The 17530-nt window shown below is 61.4% G+C and carries 17 protein-coding genes and 1 pseudogene; 10 read left to right on the plus strand and 8 right to left on the minus strand.

Going from position 1 to position 17530, the window contains the following annotated elements; all coding sequences use genetic code 11:
- Window positions 1-783: DUF2493 domain-containing protein (locus V7082_RS09900; protein ID WP_334148079.1), on the plus strand; the 783-nt coding region annotated here is incomplete at its 5' end.
- Between the two features lie 369 nt (window positions 784-1152).
- Here V7082_RS09900 and V7082_RS09905 read toward each other — a convergent pair.
- Genes V7082_RS09905 through V7082_RS09915 form a run of 3 tightly spaced genes read right to left on the minus strand, consistent with a single transcriptional unit; the run spans window position 1153 to window position 4102 of the window.
- Window positions 1153-2556 (minus strand): NAD(P)(+) transhydrogenase (Re/Si-specific) subunit beta, encoded by a 1404-nt coding sequence (locus V7082_RS09905; RefSeq protein ID WP_334148081.1) that lies wholly within the window; start codon window positions 2554-2556, stop codon window positions 1153-1155.
- Between the two features lie 11 nt (window positions 2557-2567).
- Window positions 2568-2927: a proton-translocating transhydrogenase family protein gene (locus V7082_RS09910; protein ID WP_334148149.1), complete on the minus strand. Its 360-nt coding sequence runs from the start codon at window positions 2925-2927 to the stop codon at window positions 2568-2570.
- A gap of 44 nt (window positions 2928-2971) precedes the next feature.
- Entirely contained in the window at window positions 2972-4102 is a 1131-nt protein-coding gene (locus V7082_RS09915; RefSeq protein WP_334148083.1) for a Re/Si-specific NAD(P)(+) transhydrogenase subunit alpha, read from the minus strand.
- Window positions 4103-4406: 304 nt separating this feature from the next.
- Here V7082_RS09915 and V7082_RS21550 point away from each other — a divergent pair, with 304 nt between their 5' ends.
- Window positions 4407-4577: an SLOG family protein gene (locus tag V7082_RS21550; RefSeq protein WP_442909776.1), complete on the plus strand. Its 171-nt coding sequence runs from the start codon at window positions 4407-4409 to the stop codon at window positions 4575-4577.
- Here the strand turns inward: V7082_RS21550 and V7082_RS09925 are convergent.
- Together V7082_RS09925 and V7082_RS09930 are read right to left on the minus strand one after the other, a co-directional pair.
- Window positions 4533-5072 carry an isochorismatase family protein gene (locus V7082_RS09925; protein WP_334148085.1) on the minus strand — a complete coding sequence of 180 codons (540 nt, stop codon included), beginning with the start codon at window positions 5070-5072 and terminating at the stop codon, window positions 4533-4535. The genes V7082_RS21550 and V7082_RS09925 overlap by 45 nt on opposite strands.
- Before the next feature lie 49 nt (window positions 5073-5121).
- Window positions 5122-6249, minus strand: a complete 1128-nt coding sequence (locus V7082_RS09930) for an SRPBCC domain-containing protein (protein WP_334148150.1) — start codon at window positions 6247-6249, stop codon at window positions 5122-5124.
- A 168-nt stretch (window positions 6250-6417) separates the two neighbouring features.
- On the opposite strand from V7082_RS09930, the gene V7082_RS09935 reads away from it, so the two are divergent.
- On the plus strand, window positions 6418-6804 hold the full coding sequence (locus tag V7082_RS09935; protein WP_334148087.1) for an ArsR/SmtB family transcription factor: 387 nt from the start codon (window positions 6418-6420) through the stop codon (window positions 6802-6804).
- A 174-nt stretch (window positions 6805-6978) separates the two neighbouring features.
- Here V7082_RS09935 and V7082_RS09940 read toward each other — a convergent pair whose 3' ends face one another.
- Window positions 6979-8796 (minus strand): methanol/ethanol family PQQ-dependent dehydrogenase, encoded by a 1818-nt coding sequence (locus V7082_RS09940; protein WP_334148089.1) that lies wholly within the window; start codon window positions 8794-8796, stop codon window positions 6979-6981.
- Between the two features lie 273 nt (window positions 8797-9069).
- Between V7082_RS09940 and V7082_RS09945 the strand changes: the two genes are divergently transcribed.
- Entirely contained in the window at window positions 9070-9426 is a 357-nt protein-coding gene (locus V7082_RS09945) for an ArsR/SmtB family transcription factor (RefSeq protein ID WP_334148090.1), read from the plus strand.
- A 623-nt stretch (window positions 9427-10049) separates the two neighbouring features.
- Here V7082_RS09945 and V7082_RS09950 read toward each other — a convergent pair.
- Complete coding sequence (locus V7082_RS09950) at window positions 10050-10796, minus strand: SDR family NAD(P)-dependent oxidoreductase (protein ID WP_334148091.1); 747 nt, start codon at window positions 10794-10796, stop codon at window positions 10050-10052.
- Window positions 10797-10938: 142 nt separating this feature from the next.
- Window positions 10939-11991 (minus strand): phenylacetaldoxime dehydratase family protein, encoded by a 1053-nt coding sequence (locus tag V7082_RS09955; RefSeq protein WP_334148093.1) that lies wholly within the window; start codon window positions 11989-11991, stop codon window positions 10939-10941.
- Window positions 11992-12059: 68 nt separating this feature from the next.
- On the opposite strand from V7082_RS09955, the pseudogene V7082_RS09960 reads away from it, so the two are divergent.
- The 6 genes and pseudogenes from V7082_RS09960 to fae all read left to right on the plus strand — a co-directional run.
- Window positions 12060-13130: pseudogene (locus V7082_RS09960) on the plus strand (efflux RND transporter permease subunit); the annotation flags it as partial.
- A 138-nt stretch (window positions 13131-13268) separates the two neighbouring features.
- Entirely contained in the window at window positions 13269-13637 is a 369-nt protein-coding gene (locus V7082_RS09965; RefSeq protein ID WP_334148095.1) for a nuclear transport factor 2 family protein, read from the plus strand.
- A gap of 429 nt (window positions 13638-14066) precedes the next feature.
- Window positions 14067-15998: a TonB-dependent receptor plug domain-containing protein gene (locus tag V7082_RS09970; protein WP_334148097.1), complete on the plus strand. Its 1932-nt coding sequence runs from the start codon at window positions 14067-14069 to the stop codon at window positions 15996-15998.
- The gene (locus tag V7082_RS09975) at window positions 15995-16192 is read left to right on the plus strand and encodes a hypothetical protein (RefSeq protein WP_334148099.1); all 198 of its coding nucleotides are present in this window, start codon (window positions 15995-15997) and stop codon (window positions 16190-16192) included. The genes V7082_RS09970 and V7082_RS09975 overlap by 4 nt, the downstream gene beginning before the upstream one ends.
- 67 nt (window positions 16193-16259) lie before the next feature.
- Window positions 16260-16544, plus strand: coding sequence for a hypothetical protein (locus V7082_RS09980; RefSeq protein WP_334148101.1), 285 nt, complete (start codon window positions 16260-16262; stop codon window positions 16542-16544).
- Window positions 16545-16924: 380 nt separating this feature from the next.
- Window positions 16925-17437, plus strand: coding sequence for a formaldehyde-activating enzyme (fae, locus tag V7082_RS09985; protein ID WP_334148102.1), 513 nt, complete (start codon window positions 16925-16927; stop codon window positions 17435-17437).
- The last annotated feature ends 93 nt before the right edge of the window (window positions 17438-17530 follow it).

The raw sequence follows: 17530 nt of genomic DNA on the forward strand, positions 1-17530 counted from the left end.
GCCGACATCTTCGATGCGCTGGTCGCCACCTTGAGCGACACGCGCCTCGAGCCCGATCTCGAGTCGCTCCTCTGGTCGACGGTCAGCCTCTTTCACCGGGCCGTCGCGCGCATCGAGCGCGACCTCGATGCCAACGAGCGGGCGCAGAGGACAAGCCAGCGTGCTCAGGACGGCTCTGAGATCCGCTCTATCGAGCTCGAGCAGCTTATCGCCGAAGGCCTGACCCTGATCGAGCGCCGCAACGCCATGGAGCTCTTCCGCGATCAGGCGGCCGAGCTGTTTGCCACCCATACAGGGAGCGTGTGGCGGCCCCACGCCGGATCCCTGGTCAGCCGCCACACGCTGACGGCCGCAATGATCGACAGCCGCGATTTCCTCGCCGCCCGGCGCCGCGCGGAAACCGAGCTCTTTCTGCCGCAGGGTCCGAAGATCGCCCTCTCGGGCGGCCTCGACTTCAACGATCATCGCCTGATCTGGGACTGCCTCGACAAGGTGCATGCGAAGCACCCCGACATGGTGCTCCTGCACGGCGGTAGCCGCACGGGTGTCGATCGCATTGCCGCCTGCTGGGCCAGTCAACGCAAGGTGCCGCACATCCCGTTCGAGCCCAACTGGACCCAGTACGCCAAGGCGGCGCCGTTCAAGCGCAACGACGAGATGCTTGCCGTGCTGCCGATCGGCGCCCTCATCTTTCCCGGCAACGGCATCCAGGACAACTTCGCCGATAAGGTGAAGAAGCTCGGCATCCCGCGCCTCGATTTCCGTAAGGCTGGTGGCGCTTAAGGCGCCGCTTCACGTTCTCGCAAATCTCGCGAAAATCTCGACGACGAGCTGACCGTCGCCACTACTCCGGCAGGCAATCACCAATGATACGAGCCCCAGGTGTCTGCTCGACACCCCGCAGCGTACGCATGGCACAAGAGACATCAGAGAAGATCGCTATGCACCGCTTGAGGCCCGATCATCCATTCACGCAGAATCCGGGCTCTCCGCGAGCCTGGCGACGTCTGCACCGCCGAGGGCGCCGGATTTCGTTTGAGCCCGTATCATGACGGCCTGATGCAAGGGATCGACGATACGCACCTAAGAGCCGACGACGTTCCACCAACTTGATCAGCTCCCGGCAACCCCTCGCGTACCTCCGCTTCGCCCTCAGTGGCCCAACGCCTTGCCGATCTCTTCCGTCATCTTCTTGGCGTCGCCGAGCACCATGACCGTGTTGTCGCGGTAGAAGACGGGGTTGTCGATGCCGGCGTAGCCCGAGGCGAGCGACCGCTTGTTGAAGAACACGGTGGCGGCCTTCCACACCTGCAGCACCGGCATGCCGTAGATGGGCGAGGTCTTGTCGTCCTCGGCGGCGGGGTTGACGACGTCGTTGGCGCCGATGACGTAGACGGCGTCGGCCTGAGAGAACTCGGAGTTGATGTCCTCGAGCTCGAACACCTCGTCGTAGGGCACGTTGGCTTCCGCGAGCAGCACGTTCATGTGCCCCGGCATGCGCCCCGCCACGGGATGGATCGCATACTTGACCTCGACGCCGGCTTTCTTCAGCGCGTCCGCCATCTCGCGCAGCGCATGCTGGGCCTGGGCGACCGCCATGCCGTAGCCGGGCACGATGATGACCCTGGAGGCGTTCTTCAGCACGTAGGCCGCATCCTCGGCGAAGCCGAGCTTCACCGGCTTCTGCTCGCCGCCGCCCGACGGTCCCGCCGTCTCGCCGCCGAAGCCGCCGGCGATGACGGAGACGAAGCTGCGGTTCATGCCCTTGCACATGATGTAGGACAGGATGGCGCCCGAGGAGCCGACCAGCGCCCCGGTGATGATGAGGGCGATATTGCCGAGCGTGAAGCCGATGCCGGCCGCCGCCCAGCCCGAGTAGGAGTTGAGCATGGAGACCACGACCGGCATGTCGGCGCCGCCGATCGGGATGATGATCAGCACGCCGAACAGGAGCGCGATCGCCGTGATGATCCAGAGCAGCCTCGCATCGCCGCCGGAGAGGCAGAACTGGTAGATCAGCACCGCCATGGCCAGGAACAGCCCGAGGTTCACGATGTGGCGCAAGGGCAGGATGATCGGCGCCCCCGACATGCGTCCCGAGAGCTTGGCGAAGGCGATCACCGAGCCCGTGAACGTGATGGCGCCGATGGCCAGCCCGAGCCCCATCTCGACCAGGCTCGCCGGCGCGATGGCGCCCGGCTGCCCGATGCCGAAGGCTTCCGGCGCATAGAGCGCCGCCGCGGCGACGAACACCGCCGCCAGGCCGACCAGCGAGTGGAACGCCGCCACCAGCTCCGGCATCTGCGTCATCGGGATGCGGCGCGCGACGACGGTGCCGATCGCCCCGCCGAGGCCGAGGCCGCCGGCGATCAGGCCCCAGGTCAGCGCCTGCTGCGGGCTCGACACGGCGAGCGTCGTGGCGATGGCGATGCTCATGCCGATCATGCCGTAGACGTTGCCGGTGCGGCTGGTCTCGGGATGCGACAGCCCGCGCAGCGCGAGGATGAACAGCACGCCGGCGACGAGATAGAGGGAGGCGGCGATATTGGCAGTCATCTGCGGTCCCTCTACTTCGTGGCTTTGTCTTTTTTCTTGTACATGGCGAGCATGCGGCTGGTGACGAGGAAGCCGCCGAAGATGTTGATCGACGCCATGACCAGCGCCAGGAAGCCCAGGATGCGCGCCGTCGTCGTGCCCTCCGCCACCAGCTCGACCCCGACCGCCAGCAGCGCGCCGACGACGATCACCGAGCTGATGGCGTTGGTGACGCTCATCAGCGGCGTGTGCAGCGCCGGCGTTACGCTCCACACCACGTAGTAGCCGACGAAGATCGCCATCACGAACACCATCAGGCGATAGATCGACGGATCGACCGCGCCCCCAATGCCTTCGGCCGCCGCCCACGACACGGAGGGCAGCAGCGCCATAGGAACGGCCAGGGCAATCGCTTTCGCTTTCATGGGCGCGCTCCTCAGGTGGAAGCAAGGTTGGGGTGCACGATCTTGCCGTCCTTGGCCACCAGCGTGCCCTTGATGATCTCGTCGTTCCAGTCGACCTTGAAGGACTTATCCTTCTTGTCGAAGAACAGCTCCAGGAACGCGTAGAGGTTCTTGGCATAGAGGCTCGAGGCGTTGCCCGGCAGCGTGCCCGCGAGGTTCAAGGGTCCGCTGATCTTGACGCCCGCCGCCTCGACCGTCTGCCCGGGCACCGTGCCCTCGACGTTGCCGCCGCGCTCGGCGGCGAGGTCGACGATCACCGAGCCGGGCTTCATGCTCTGCAGCATGGCGGCGGAGACCAGCTTCGGCGCCGGCCGGCCGGGGATGAGCGCCGTGGTGATGACGATGTCCTGCCCCTTGATGTGGCTGGCTATCAGCTCCGCCTGCTTGGCCTGGTAGGCGGCCGACATCGGCTTGGCGTAGCCGGCCGCCGTCTGCGCCGCGCGGAACTCGTCGTCCTCGACGGCGATGAACTTGGCCCCCAGCGAGGCCACCTGCTCCTTGGTGGCGGGCCTGACGTCGGTCGCCGACACCACCGCTCCGAGCCGGCGCGCGGTGGCGATCGCCTGCAGTCCGGCGACGCCGACGCCCATGATGAAGGCCTTCGCCGCCGGCACCGTGCCGGCCGCCGTCATCATCATCGGCAACGCCTGCCCGAACAGCGAGGCGGCATCGACCACGGCCTTGTAGCCGGCGAGGTTGGCCTGGCTGGACAGCACGTCCATCGACTGCGCGCGGCTGATGCGCGGCATGAACTCCATGGAGAAGAGGCTCGCCCCAGCCCTGATCAGCGGCGCGATCGCGTCCTTGTCATAAGGGTCTAGGATCGCGGCGACGAAAGCGTCGGACTTGAGCTGGCGCACCTCCTCCACCGAGGGGCGGCGCACCTTGAGCAGAATGCCGGCGCCCGCGAGCGTCTCTGCGGCTGTGGGGGCAATCTCGGCGCCGGCGGCCTTGAGCGTGTCGTCGGAAAAGCGAGAGCGCACTCCGGCCCCCGATTGGACGCGCACGCGCGCCCCCAAGACCGAAAGCTTCTTGACCGTCTCCGGCGATACGGCGACTCGCGGCTCGTCCGGCCCTTCGGCGGTAATCGCGATCGTGACCATAGACCCATCCGTTTCGCAGCCGCTGATTTAATATCGAGTTAAGTTGTTGAATTAAATGACACTTCATTGGCTGTGCGTAGCGCAAGGAGTTCTGACCATCAAGTGCCAAAGTGAGTCTTTGATGCCATGCCAGTCGCTGGCTCCATCGCGAGGCAACCGAGATAAATCAGTTTACAGTTTATATCCTCACCCCACTCCGCAACGCGCACTGCCGGATTTCCCACGCTTGACGGAGCCGCGTTGGGTCAAACTCGACGCTTTGAGCAAGCATGGATGGTGCTGGCGTCATTGACCATAGCAGTTGATGCGTCGAGCCCGAGCTCCTTCTGCCCAGGGTCCGAAGATCGCCTTCTCAGGCGGCCTCGAATTCAATGACCACCACATGATCCGAAACTGCCTCGACGAGGCGCATGCGAAGCACGCACGGCACTCATGTCATAAGAGACATCAGAGAAGCTCGTTGTGCTCCACTTGAGGCCTCGATCATCCATTCCCGAAGAATCTGTGCTGTTAGCAATGGTGTCGCCCCAGCTTGAACGAGTCGGGCTTCCGCTAGCCGTGCCGCAGCCTCTGAGCGCTCCGGCGAAGCATCGAGCGGGACATAAACGTCATAGCAGTCGGCCAAGGCACAGAGCGCCGCGATCATCACCTCGCAGTCAAGCCAGTGCCCTGCAAGGATTAACGCCGATCGATCCTCGGAGTCTAGCGCCTCTCGCAACGCTTCGTTCTTCCAGATGCAGCCATGCGTCTCACAGACGAACGCCCGATGCGGGCGCGCAATGGCATCTGCCTTTGCATCTCGGCAACACACGAACACAGGAACGTCGACGATTTGTGCCGCGGCCAGCAGAGTTTCACTGTTGCGTCGATGGCTCTCATAGGTGCCCCCCGGCCCGGCACAACCATCGCCGCCTGGCGCGATCAGAACGAGGCTGCAGGCCGCCGGATCAATCAAAGGCGAGTTCATCATTCTGCTCGTCGAAATGCATTGTCAGGAAATATCTTGAACAGGAGAGCAGTTAGTCCTTGTTCAGGCTCTTGTTGATATCGACGCCCTTGCCTGCATCCTGCTTGTCCTCGTCGGGAAGAACGTCGGCAACCGCATTGAGCTGTTTCCAGGCCGGGACCGGCGCATCGACGCCTTCTTCGGGCAGAAAGACGGATTCCTCGACAAGCTTCATTTTGTGCACGTAACGGGGACAGTTTGAAAACACCGAATCGACCCCGACCCGTACGATGAGCTGAGCTCCGGGATAGCGCGCAAGAAGAGGATCTCGCTCTAGCGCACTGGCCGTGCCAAGCACGCGCAACCGCGCTTGTCGTTCAAAATCAATGAACAAAAGTCCGACTTTTCCCGTCTCGTTGATATTGCCGAGAGAGAGATGCATGCCGTTGCCGTTGTAGGCCGGAAAGGCCAGGGAGCGCTCGTCGACCACTGTTACAAAGCCCCGCGCGCCTCCCTTATAGGAGCAGGTGGGCTGGCCGTAGGCGTCCGCCGTCGCGATGAAGAACATGTTTTGCCGAGCAATATACGCGGCATCGGCAGCGCTTAGGTGATCATGGACAAGTACGGCCTCAAGGCGGTCGGCAAGCGCACGTGTATTGAAGCGATCCTGTATCTCGCGCTGGCTATCCGAGTAGAAATCTGTCTGCTCGTCCGCGCCGAACTCGGAATGTCTGGCCTCGGCGTCAGTTGCGACGCCTTCAAGCTTGCTTACGCATTCCGACCAACTCACGCGATAGATTTCGGCAGCATCGCGCTCGCCCAGTTTCTCGTGCGTCAGGGTCAGCTCGGTAACATTGAGCCCCAGCGGCCGGATATCCGCAACAACAATCGATGATCCGCCTTTCAACGCCTGGACCGGTCCATCGTAGGTCCACGACAGAGCGACACGCCTGTCGACCGCAAGCTCGAGATAGGTCCCCGAATAGGAATAGGACCTGCCGTCACCATGCAGACCTTCGATGCGGAAGCGGCCTCCCTTCCGCACGTCCATGGTGACAGACGTCACGGCGTCGGCGCCGGGCGCGAGCCACCGCACCACGAGCCCAGGATCGGTCCAGGCCGCGTAGACTGCTTTCGGCGCAGCGCTAAGCTTGCGCACCATGGTGACCGAAACGGCCTTGTCATTTCTTCGCGCCACCATGAACACTCGTCCTCCGTATGTGCCCGAAGATCGCGACGACATTCGCTGCCTTTGCCAGAACTTAATGAGAAAGAACGACAACCGTCAACCAATTGGTTGAGTTGACGCCAGATCGATTGTAGCAGCATCGTGTTGTCTCGTATGGGCAGGTGAGGCGCTCGCCCGCGCTTGATTGACACCAACGCGAGTCGCTGTATCTTCAATAAAATGGTTGAACATCGTAAATCTGATCTCAACGAAATCTTTCATGCCCTGTCCGACCCTACTCGGAGAGCCATCCTTGGCATGCTCGTGCGGCGTCCCCACCATATCGGGGAGCTGGTGGTGCCTTTCGATATGTCGTTCAACGCTATTTCCAAGCACGTCAAGACCCTTGAACGCGCTGGCCTTGTGGAGCGTGAGATCATCGGCACCTATTGCAAGCTGCATCTCAAGAGCAAAGGCCTCAGCGACGCCTATCACTGGCTAGCGGCCTACGAGCTGTTCTGGAGTGAGCGCCTCGACAAGCTCGAAGCCATGTTGACTTCCAAAAGATCAAAACGCGATCGAGCGTAGTTGCAATCGCTTTCAGCCGGCTATCGCGCCTCGCGCGCATTCGCAACGTCGTTGCCATGCCGGATGAGCCCATAACGTTCACACTCAGCGATGCCGCAGACCTCAAAAAATTGACCGGCACATCGCTGTGCCGGCCAAGCTACTCTCTTGCCGTGGCTGTAAAGGAGGAAGCGCTTAAGGCAGAGAGTAAACCGTGAGCGAGCCACCGAGATCGGTGTATTGCTTGAGGCCTGCATAGTTGCCGACTGCACCAAGGCCATCGGTCGGCTTGTCGAGACCGGCCGCGAGACCGATGCCGGCCCATCCACCGACGCCCGAGTAGACGCCAAGGAACTGTTTGCCTTTGTGCTCATAGGTGAACACATTGCCGATGATGCCAGACGGCAGGCGGTGCTTGAACAGCTCCTTGCCATCCTTCTGATCGCGGCACTTCAGATAGCCGTCGAGGGTGCCGTGGCAGAAGAAACCGCCCGCCGTGGTGAGCACGCCCGACCACACTGAGAAGAGCTCGTCGTGGCTGAAGACGATCTCACCCTTGGCTGCATCCCACGCGATGACATGACCCGTGTTCGACTTACCCTCCGGCGGGAACATCGACAAAGTCGCGCCGACATATGGCTGGCCAGGCGTATACGAAACCTTGAACGGCTCGTAGTCCATGCAGACATTGTTGATCGGCACGTAGTAGAGGTCGGTCAGCGGCGAGTAGGCTGCCGGCTGCTGATCCTTGAAGCCCAGCGCCGCCGGGCAGATGTTCTTCGAGTTGACATCCGGTCCGTTGAGGAACGTCGACTTCGATGCCACCACGGTCGGGCGACCGTAGTTGGGCTTCGACTTGTCCATCTCGACGCCCGTCGACCAGTTCAAATCCGGATCGTAAGGCTTGGCGACAAGCAACTCACCGTTGGTCCGATCGAGCGTGTAGCCGAAGCCGTTACGATCAAAATGAACCAGCGTCTTGTGCTTCTTGCCGTTGATCTCGTGCTCGGCGAGAATGTTCTCGTTGACGCCGTCGTAGTCCCACTCGTCGAACGGTGTCATCTGGTAGGCCCAGGCCGCGACGCCATTATCAACGTTGCGTGCAACGAGCGACATCGTCCACTTCTGGTCGATCTGCTTGCCGTCCGGTCCTGCGCGCTGTGCAGGGTTCCAGGTCGAAGGGTTGGCGGTGCCGTAGTAGACCAAGTTCAGGTCGGGATCGTACGAGAACCATCCCCAGACCGAGCCGCCGCCGATCTTCCACTGATCGCCGGTCCAGGTCTTGATCGAGGAGTTCTTGCCGACGGGCTTGCCGAGCGACAACGTCTTCTCCGGATCAAAGAGGATCTGGTCATCAGGGCCGACGTTGTAGCCCCTCCAGGCGCGCTTTCCGGTGGCCGCATCATAGGCAGTAACGTGGCCCTGGATGCCGAACTCGGCACCGGAGATGCCGACGATCACCTTGTCCTTGACAACGATAGGAGCCATCGTGCCCGTCTCGCCGATCTTAGGATCACCGTTCTTCGCCTTCCAGACCTCCTTGCCGGTCTTGGCGTCGAGCGCCACAACTGTGGTGTCCGACTGATAGAGGAAAATCCGGCCATCCGCGTAGGCTACACCTCGGTTTACGGTATCGCAGCACATGACGGCGATGACAGAGGGATCCTGCTTCGGTGAATACTTCCAGATGATCTTGTTCTCGTCATCGAGGTTGAGCGCGAACACGTTATTCGGGAACGGCGTGTGAATGTACATCGTGCTGCCGATCACGAGCGGAGATCCCTCATGACCGCGCAGGACACCAGTCGAGAACTGCCAGGCAACTTTCAGATCGCCTACGTTTGTCGTGTTGATCTGATCGAGCTTGGAGTAGCGTGTGTTCGCGTAGTCGCCCTCCTGCTTGGCCCACTGTTTCGGGTCCGCCGTCTGCTTCAGCACATCGTCGTTGGCATGCGCCTGGGTCGACAGCACGCCCAGCACCGCCAGTACTGCGCCTTGCGTTCGCAATCTCATACGTTTCCTCCTACTTTTCTGAGCGGCGTCCCCTCCGCGGGCCTCCGCTGTGGTGAGACATCTGCTCAACCACACGGTTGACCCTATACGATCACGAAAAGTTGTCAACCAGTCGGTTGAAAAGTGACTGCCCGATCCAGGAAGGAGTGGCAGGTTTTCTGCTTTCGCTTGCTATTGCGCACAAAGCGATGCATTCCCTCGAAGAATTCGTGCTCGCTGCATTCAGCCCTCGCACCGGACGGAGGGCTTTTATCTCTCCACATAATGAACAAAATGGTTGAATCTAAAGACGATAAACTAGATGCACTCTTCCACGCACTGGCGCACAGAACGCGGCGTGGAATTTTGATGCTGCTCGTGACGCGACCTCATCATCTGAGCGAGTTCACATCCATTTTTGATATCTCCCTCACGGCCATCTCCCGCCATGTGCAAGTCCTCAATGAGGCTGGGCTTGTGCAAAGGAAGTTCGTTGGGCGGAACCACATCTGCAGCCTCGATGTTGTGGCGCTCGATGTGCTGTTCACCTGGTCGAAGGGGTTGACACGGCAGGGCCCAAGCTCGTCGGCCGAGAGCGACAAACTGGACCATGCGCGACCTAAGCAGGTTGCCCGTCTCAGGACGCGCTAGCATCGGTCGAGATTACGATGCCACTTCTGCCAATGCACAAGATCGGCAGATCAGGCGCTGCGCCATCGGTCCCACGCCGCCCTGGCTCACGCGGGTGCATATCGGCTCTTAGCAATCGCGCACCAGCTCAATTCACCTAAGGCAGTCTCTTATGATTTTACCGGCGTGAACACCGTGCTCAAGTGCACGATTTTGAGCTACCCGCAGCCGCCTCGAAACGTCCGCGCCGCCCGGCCCGGAGCGAGCGGGCGTAGAACGGCTTTATCGATCGAGGGGCGACAGCACATCGTCCGATTTGGGCCATGATGCTCCAACAAGAAAGCAATCCGGCGCCTGTCCATAAATTCGAGTTATGCGCCGGATAGGGAAACCTGATTGCCGTCACATTGCATGTCTTCGAGCTGAAAACGCCCTCCCTCTCGCACATCCATTATGAAGGCGATGACCGCGTCGCACTGGTCAGTAGTCCGATCAACAAACAGATCCAACACTATTCAGGCCGCATAAGCATCAGCCGCCGAAGAATGCAGCTGCGCAGCATCCGTTGCTCCGCATGTCGCGAGCAAAGGCAGCTCGCTGTTCCGTTCGACGCCGATGGACCCGTATCGTCCGGTCCGAGGTCGTCAACCGATCGTATAGCCACCGTCCACCACGATCTCCTGGCCGTAAATATTCTTGGCGCCAGCAGACGCGAGGAACAGCGCGGTTTCGGCAATATCGTCAGGCTCACCGAAGCGGCCCTCCATGAGTCGGGCATTCACACTTTTTGCCACGTCCGCCAGCACGTCCTCGGGCAGCCCAACCTTGTTCCAGAGAGGCGTGGTTATCGGGCCCGGTGCCAGGCAGTTGACACGGATGCCGCGCGGCTCCAGCTCCACCGCGAGCGTCTGTGCGAACGATTTCAAGGCCGCCTTGCTCGAATTGTAGATGGCAAGCCCCGGAAAGCCGACGGTCGTCAGGAACGTGGTGATGAAAAGCACGCTGCCTCCCGCCTTGATGTGCAGGAGAAGCTTCCTCACCGTTTCCGTCGCGGCGACGAAATTGAGATTGAACTGCTCCGCAATCGCTACCGGATCGCTTTCGGTAAACGGCACCACCTTCGCGGAACCGGCATTGGGAATGATGACGTCCACGGACCCAAACGCCTTCACCGCCTCGTCGACCAAGCGATCGAGATCCGCCGCGCTCGTGACGTCACCGCGCACGACCACGACGCTCTCGGGCGCGCGCTGCTTGATCTCCAGCAATTCCGGCTCGGACCGCGCCATGACGACGAGCCGATAGCCGCTGGAAAGAAACTTTTCGGCAATCGCCCGGCCGATCCCGCTGCTCGCGCCCGTGACGACGGCGACCTTGAAATCCCTGTCCATGTCCGCTCCTCTCTGAAGTCATCTGCTGGCGCCTGCCGCCCGCAAAGCCGAGGCGCGACGCGCACCCCTCCCCCGCGACAGACGAACGGCGCCAACCTTAGCGGAAGGCGCCATCGCATGTAGCTAACCGGGATCAACCGTTCTACACGGCCCGCAGGAGGCCGGTCTTTGGATGGCAGTTGATGTACTCGAAGTACTGGTTCGATGCGTCGAACACCGAGACCTCGTGATAGAGCGTAAGCTCCTTGAACTTGTGAACGTTGCGCATGAACGTCACGAAGATCTGCAGGTGCGTGGGGTGGGATTCACCCCATTGCTCGAGACGGGCGACGGAGTTCCAGAGGCTGACGCCGAAGCCCTTCTCCACCGCGTTGCCGTTGTCATCGATGTGGTGGCAGTAGCGGTTGCAATAGCAGCCGATCTCCAGGCCGTCGTCGCGTAGAAAATTCATGCCCTGATGCAACACGGGCTCGATGTCCTCGTACCACGTGCGGCCTTCCTCGCCTTGCGTGCGGCTCCAGTCTTCGCCCGAACGGATCAGCGTGAGGTTCTGGTGTCCGCTGATGATGACGCGTCCGCCGGCCTGCGGTTCTCCCCGCACAACCTTCAATTCGCCGATCGGCTCCATGGTGTCGTTCTGCGAAACCGGCAGGCGATCGCGCATCGACCCCCAGTAGCCGTGCTCGAAGATCGGCTCGCTCATGTTGCCGAACAGGATGCTCATGCCTTCGAAGGGGCCGTAATCATGGGTGAAGATGGTCTCGAACTGCTCCATGCGCGGGCTCAGGATTTCGCGGAAGTATCCGACGCCTTCGTTCAGCCGATCGTCCGAGGCCCACCATCCGGCGACCTCAGAACTGGTGTTCCATCTGCGATGTGTTTCCGGATCCTTCCAGTAGGCGACGATGATCAGATTCAGGCAACCCTCGGCGTCGACGAACCGCACGAGGTCATGACGCGCCGGACCATCGGTGAGCTTGAGGCTTTCGCGGATCGTCTGGAAGGCGGAACAGGCCTCGCCGTGCTGCGCCTCGCCCTTCGACTGGACACCGAAGTAGGCCATCACCATTTGCTCGACTGTGGGATCGACTTTCGCGGAGAAGGCGGGATACGGCGGCTTCCAGGTGTCGCTGACGCGACGGTGACGTGTGCGCGGGCACCGCAGGTGAGCAGGAATAGAAGAGTCCAAAGGCATGGTGTTTTCTCCCGATTGTTTTTTTGATCGAATGCATCGACGTGGGCGCGATGCATCTCATGGGGGACGCAGGCGGCGCCGGTCAGGTGCCCGGCATCGTGCAGCCGTTCACGCTCTTCAACACGCGCACGCCGCAGATCTGGGCGGAAATCGACCGCACCAAGGCGGAGCAGCTCGGCGTGCCGATCGGGCGCGTGTTCGAAGCGCTCTCGATCTATATGGGCTCGGCCTTCGTCAACGACTTCAATATCCTTGGCCGCACGTACCGGGTGACGGCACAGGCCGACAATCCATACCGGGTGACCTTGCGCGATGTTGAAAACCTCAAGACGCGCAGCGATTCCGGCGACATGGTTCCGCTCAGCTCGGTGGCGACGTTCTCCGACACGACAGGTCCCTATCGCGTGCCGCGCTACAACCTGTTCCCGGCGGCGGAAGTTCAAGTGGGCCTCGCGCGCGGCTACTCGTCGGGCCAGGGCATCGCGGCCATCGAGCACATCGTCGACACGGCGCTGCCGTCGGGCTTCGGCTTCGAGTGGACAGAGATCGCGCTGCAGGAGAAGCTCGCCGGCAACACGGCGGTGATCGCGTTCGGGCTCGCGGTCGAGTTCGTATTCCTGGTGCTGGCGGCGCTTTATGAAAGCTGGCTCTTGCCGCTGGCGGTGATCCTCATCGTGCCCATGTGCATCCTCGCCGCCATGCTCGGTGTCAACCTGCAAGGGTTCGACCGCAACATCCTGGTCGAGATCGGGCTCGTGGTGCTTGTCGGCCTGGCGGCCAAGAACGCCATTCTGATCGTCGAGTTCGCCAAGCAGGCGGAGGAGGCGGGCATGAGCCGCTACGATGCCGCCGTCAGCGCGGCGCGCACGCGGCTTCGTCCCATCCTCATGACCTCGCTCGCCTTCATCCTCGGCGTGGTGCCGCTGGTGCTGGCGACGGGAGCGGGCGCGGAGATGCGCCAGTCGCTCGGCACGGCGGTGTTCTCGGGCATGCTCGGCGTGACGCTGTTCGGCCTCATCTTCACGCCGGTGTTTTACGTCATCACCAGTGTCCTCGCCGGAAGCCGTGGCGCACGGCCCGGATCGCGGTCCCGTGATGGCGCGCCGCCTCTTGTCAGCGAATCAAGATCTCAACGTTGATTGACCCGTCTCCCAAAGGAGCAGTTCGGCCCCATGCATGTTTGCTTTCTTGGACCTATGAAAATGCGTGCTCAAGGATTACGACCCGCCTCGATACGCGCAAAATGCGTACTCGAAAAATCAGTAATGGAGCAAGAGATGGGCACTACTCCCGCGCAAGACTACGAAGACATCACGAAGGCAATTCAGCCTTATCTTGACGGTGCAAAGGCGGGTAGCGGCAACACAATGAAGCCGTCCTTCCATAAGGATGCGACGGTCTACGGCTACCTCGGCGACACGCTCGTAGCCGGCCCGATGAAACTCATCTACGATTGGGCTGATTCCATCGGCCCTGCGCCGCAGGTGACGCCGCGTATTGTAAAAGTCGACGTCGCCGGATCGGCTGCCAATGTGCGGATCGAGGTCGACAATTGGCAAAAGCACCGTTTCACCGACATCTTCAATCTACTCAAGATTGACGGCAAGTGGGTGATCGTAAACAAGATCTTCCACACGCACGAATAACGTCCCTATCACTACCGGCATAAAGCGGGCGCGTCCCATCGGGCGCGCCCATCCTGTTTTGCGCGCAGCACGAAAGCCGCCGCTCCCGCACTCATCTGCTTGGCCCCTGCCGATCAATTGTGTCTGGTTTGGCTCCATGAAATAGATTGATCGTGGATCTTCTCGGACATCGAACCGCCCCATAGCCTGCGCCGTTCGTTGTATCTAAAGAGATATAGCGAACGCGCTGGTTGCAATGATAAGCGGCCGCCAAGCCACACCACTGCTTCTTGGGGGGGATTCAAAAATGTCCAGAAGCGTATTCACCGCCATCACCACTGCCGCAGGTCTTTGTGTTGCGATCTCGTCCGCACTAGCGCAAGACGCAACTGTAGCCACCGCCGGTGGCGATGTGACAGCCGACGAGGCAACGCCGCTCCCCCCATCGTCGTGCAAGCCCCCACCGAACCGATCGTCCGCCGTCGCACGGTCAAGAAAAGGCCGTCCGCCGGAAGCGGCAGCGCCATCGTCGCTGGTGACACGGCAGGCTCCGGAGACACCGGCTACATCGGCGAAGGCCCCGCCATCGGCGCCTTCACGCTCGGCCAGGTCGACATGATCGGCGGCACCACGATCACCAACGAGGCCATGTGGACCTATAACAAGCAGTCGCTGCGCGACGCGGTCGACATCGCGCCCGGCGTGACGTCGCACTCCGCCGGCGGCCGGCGCAACGAGGGAGACATCTTCGTGCGCGGCTTCGACCGCTTCCGCGTGCCACTCTCAATCGACGGCGTGCGCGTCTACCTGCCGGCCGACAACCGCCTCGACATGAACCGCTTCCTGACGCCGGACCTCGCCGAGGTGCAGATCCAGAAGGGTTACGTCTCGGTGCTGAACGGCCCCGGCGGGATGGGCGGCGCCATCAACCTCGTCAGCCGCAAACCCACCAAGGAGTTTGAGGCCGAGGCCCGCTCGGGCGTCGTCATGAACGGCACCCTCGACGATATGAACCAGTGGAGCAGCTACGCCTACGCGGGAACGCGTCAGAAGGGCTATTACGCCCAGCTCTCCGACACCATCGTCGACCAGGATCAGTTCAACCTGTCCGAAGATTTCAAGCCGGCGACACCTTCCGCGCCGTTCAATCCCTTCTTTCCCTACGAGCAAGGTGGCGACCGCGACTATTCCGATTTCCGCGACTGGCGCATCAACGCCAAGATCGGCCTGACGCCGAACGCGACCGACGAATACTCGATCAACTTCACGACCCAGAGCGGCGAGAAGAACGCGCCCCTGCACGTCGCCAAAGAGCAGCTCCAGACCCAGCGCTACTGGAACTGGCCCTACTGGGACATCTCGAGCATCTCCTGGCTGTCCAAGACAGCCATCGGAGAGGCGTCGTATATGAAGACGAACGTTTATTACAATATTTTCGAGAACCGCCTGAGTTCGTTCGATGTCCCGTCGGCGACGCGCGAGCCCTATTCGAGCCAGACGTTCCCCTACACCTTCGACAGCGACTATGAGGACTTCGCCTACGGTGGCTTCGTCGAGATGGGCACCGAGCTCATTCCCATGAACTCGCTCAAGGCTGCGATCCACTATCGCCGCGACGACCACAGCGAGCGCAATTTTGGCCGCCCCGACGATCCAGTGAACGCCTTCGTCGAGCCCTGGCAGTCAAACGTAGAGGACACCTGGTCGTTCGCCGTCGAGAACACGTTCCACGCCTCGAAGCGCCTCGATTTCATCGCCGGCGCCAGCTACGACTACCAGGACGTCAAAAAGGCCGAGGACTTTAGCGGCGGCGTCGTAGTCCAGAATGAGGTGACAACGGCGGATGCCTGGAACTACCAGGGCGGCGCCGTCTACCGCTTCTCCGACACGGGCGACGTACACGCGACCGTCTCAAGTCGCACACGCTTCGCTACCGTCTTCGAGCGCTACAGCACACGCTTCGGCTACCAAGTGCCCAATCCGGACCTCGCTCCGGAGCGCGCGACGAACTACGAGCTCGGCGCCACCGAGACCCTGTTCCGCCAGGCTCGCGTCTCGGGTGCGATCTTCTATGCGGACCTGAAAGACGCAATCCAGCAAGCTTATATCATCAACAACAATGGCTCGGTCAGCGGTCAGTTGCAGAACGTCAGCGGCGAGCACTTCGGCTTCGAGGTGTCGGTCGATTGGGACATCGCGCCGGGCCTTCGCATCGGCGGCAACTACACCTATCTCCAGCGCGAGTACGATTATGTCACGCCGGCACCAAGCCGGAAGGTACGCCAGACCACGAGGCGTTCCTCTATCTCGCCTGGCAGGCGCTGCCGAACCTCACCATCACGCCGAGCCTGGCGCTCGCCTCCGATCGCAACAGCATCGTGACCAGCGGCACCACGCGGACCTACATCGAGACCGGCAGCTATGCGCTGGTCAACGTCCAGGCCGAGTACAATTTCAACGACAACTTCTCTGCCGCGGTCGGAGGCGCAAACTTGACCGACGAGAACTACGCGCTCGCGGAAGGCTTTCCCGAGCCCGGCCGACAATTCTTCGCCACCGCGCGCTTGAAGTTCTGATCCCTTGTTTCACAACCCAGAGTCTAATGCTCTCTACGACGATCTTAACTCCCGGCGAAAAGACGCCATGAAAATCAGCGCGAGAGACGTACACGGGCAAAATCCTCAAGACATCTGGACGGGCGCCACCACGGCGCACGTGAGGATCAATCTCACCAGCACTCTCATCACGGCCTCGACCACCATCGAGGCCGTCGACGGGTTGCAGCCCGCTGCAAAGCTTGCTTCCGGATTGCTCGCCGCCAGGTGGCGCTTCTATCGGCAATCGCCGCACTCGATGCACGACTTCAGCAACCGGCGCCACCGCGAGCGCAATCTGATGAAGCGCTTCCGCAGCGTTATCACCCGCTAAGATGAGCTCGCCACCCGCCATGATCCGACTCGCTACCATGCAGCTGTCGCTACGCGCTTATGAGCCTGCAGCCTGGACCGTGGCCACCTTGGCTCAAACCGCACCTTCGAAGCGGCCGCTCCGCGAGACGTTCTCGATAACCCCATCAATCAGCGCATAGCAGAGCTGACGAGCACTTGCCGCCATCGCTAGAGCCTTGCCATCGGCGGGCATCCCCGCCCCTGCACCGGCGCGCCGCAAACGTCTCACTGCATCGGTCGCCGTTATCGTATCTGGTTTGGCTCTATGGAATTGTTGGATGGTGGACCTTCTAAGGAGCCAAAGAGCGCCATACTGTCTTGCCTGTGTCGATCCCGGCATCAAGCATTCAGAGGACAGTCATGGCTAAGATCACGGAACTCAGAGTTGGCGAATCCCTGGTTGGCGACGGCAATGAGGTCGCGCATATCGACCTGCTCATAGGGCCGCGCGGCTCGCCGGCTGAAACCGCATTCGCCAACAGCTTGACCAACAACAAGGATGGCTTCACGTCGCTCTTGGCAGTTCTGGAGCCGAACTTGGCGTGCAAGCCGAGCACCCTGCTCTACAACAAGGTCACGATCAAAGACGCCAAGCAGGCAGTCCAAATGTTCGGCCCAGCGCAATATGGTGTCGCCAAGGCCGTTCAGGACTCGGTGGCAGAAGGCGTCATCCCTCCGGAGGAGGCTCCCAACCTCTTCATCTGCGTCGGTGTCTTCATCCATTGGGAAGCCAGCGACGACGCCAAGATTCAGGAGTTCAACTACCGGGCCGTCAAAGAGGCGATTGCGAGGGCGGTCGCCGGAGAGCCGACCGTGGCCGAGGCCACCTCTCGCAGATCGTCGGCAAGACATCCGTACGCCGCTGCCAATTGATCATCAAATAGGCAAGTTGCACGACGGGTTTGACTATCCGGCGTGCAACTAACCTATGCGCAACACTTCAGCCTATTAATTTATACTTTGGAA

This window comes from Hyphomicrobium sp., assembly GCF_036833075.1.
GTDB lineage: Bacteria > Pseudomonadota > Alphaproteobacteria > Rhizobiales > Hyphomicrobiaceae > Hyphomicrobium_C.

What these genes read in the sequence shown, in the direction of transcription:
- V7082_RS21550 (WP_442909776.1), top strand. Translation starts at nt 4,407, where the DNA reads ATGCGTCGAGCCCGAGCTCCTTCTGCCCAGGGTCCGAAGATCGCCTTC.
- V7082_RS09915 (WP_334148083.1), bottom strand. Translation starts at nt 4,102, where the DNA reads ATGGTCACGATCGCGATTACCGCCGAAGGGCCGGACGAGCCGCGAGTC.
- V7082_RS09950 (WP_334148091.1), bottom strand. Translation starts at nt 10,796, where the DNA reads ATGGACAGGGATTTCAAGGTCGCCGTCGTCACGGGCGCGAGCAGCGGG.
- V7082_RS09910 (WP_334148149.1), bottom strand. Translation starts at nt 2,927, where the DNA reads ATGGCGCTGCTGCCCTCCGTGTCGTGGGCGGCGGCCGAAGGCATTGGG.
- V7082_RS09955 (WP_334148093.1), bottom strand. Translation starts at nt 11,991, where the DNA reads ATGCCTTTGGACTCTTCTATTCCTGCTCACCTGCGGTGCCCGCGCACA.
- V7082_RS09980 (WP_334148101.1), top strand. Translation starts at nt 16,260, where the DNA reads ATGAAAATCAGCGCGAGAGACGTACACGGGCAAAATCCTCAAGACATC.
- V7082_RS09940 (WP_334148089.1), bottom strand. Translation starts at nt 8,796, where the DNA reads ATGAGATTGCGAACGCAAGGCGCAGTACTGGCGGTGCTGGGCGTGCTG.
- fae (WP_334148102.1), top strand. Translation starts at nt 16,925, where the DNA reads ATGGCTAAGATCACGGAACTCAGAGTTGGCGAATCCCTGGTTGGCGAC.
- V7082_RS09965 (WP_334148095.1), top strand. Translation starts at nt 13,269, where the DNA reads ATGGGCACTACTCCCGCGCAAGACTACGAAGACATCACGAAGGCAATT.
- V7082_RS09930 (WP_334148150.1), bottom strand. Translation starts at nt 6,249, where the DNA reads ATGGTGGCGCGAAGAAATGACAAGGCCGTTTCGGTCACCATGGTGCGC.
- V7082_RS09945 (WP_334148090.1), top strand. Translation starts at nt 9,070, where the DNA reads ATGGTTGAATCTAAAGACGATAAACTAGATGCACTCTTCCACGCACTG.
- V7082_RS09925 (WP_334148085.1), bottom strand. Translation starts at nt 5,072, where the DNA reads ATGATGAACTCGCCTTTGATTGATCCGGCGGCCTGCAGCCTCGTTCTG.
- V7082_RS09905 (WP_334148081.1), bottom strand. Translation starts at nt 2,556, where the DNA reads ATGACTGCCAATATCGCCGCCTCCCTCTATCTCGTCGCCGGCGTGCTG.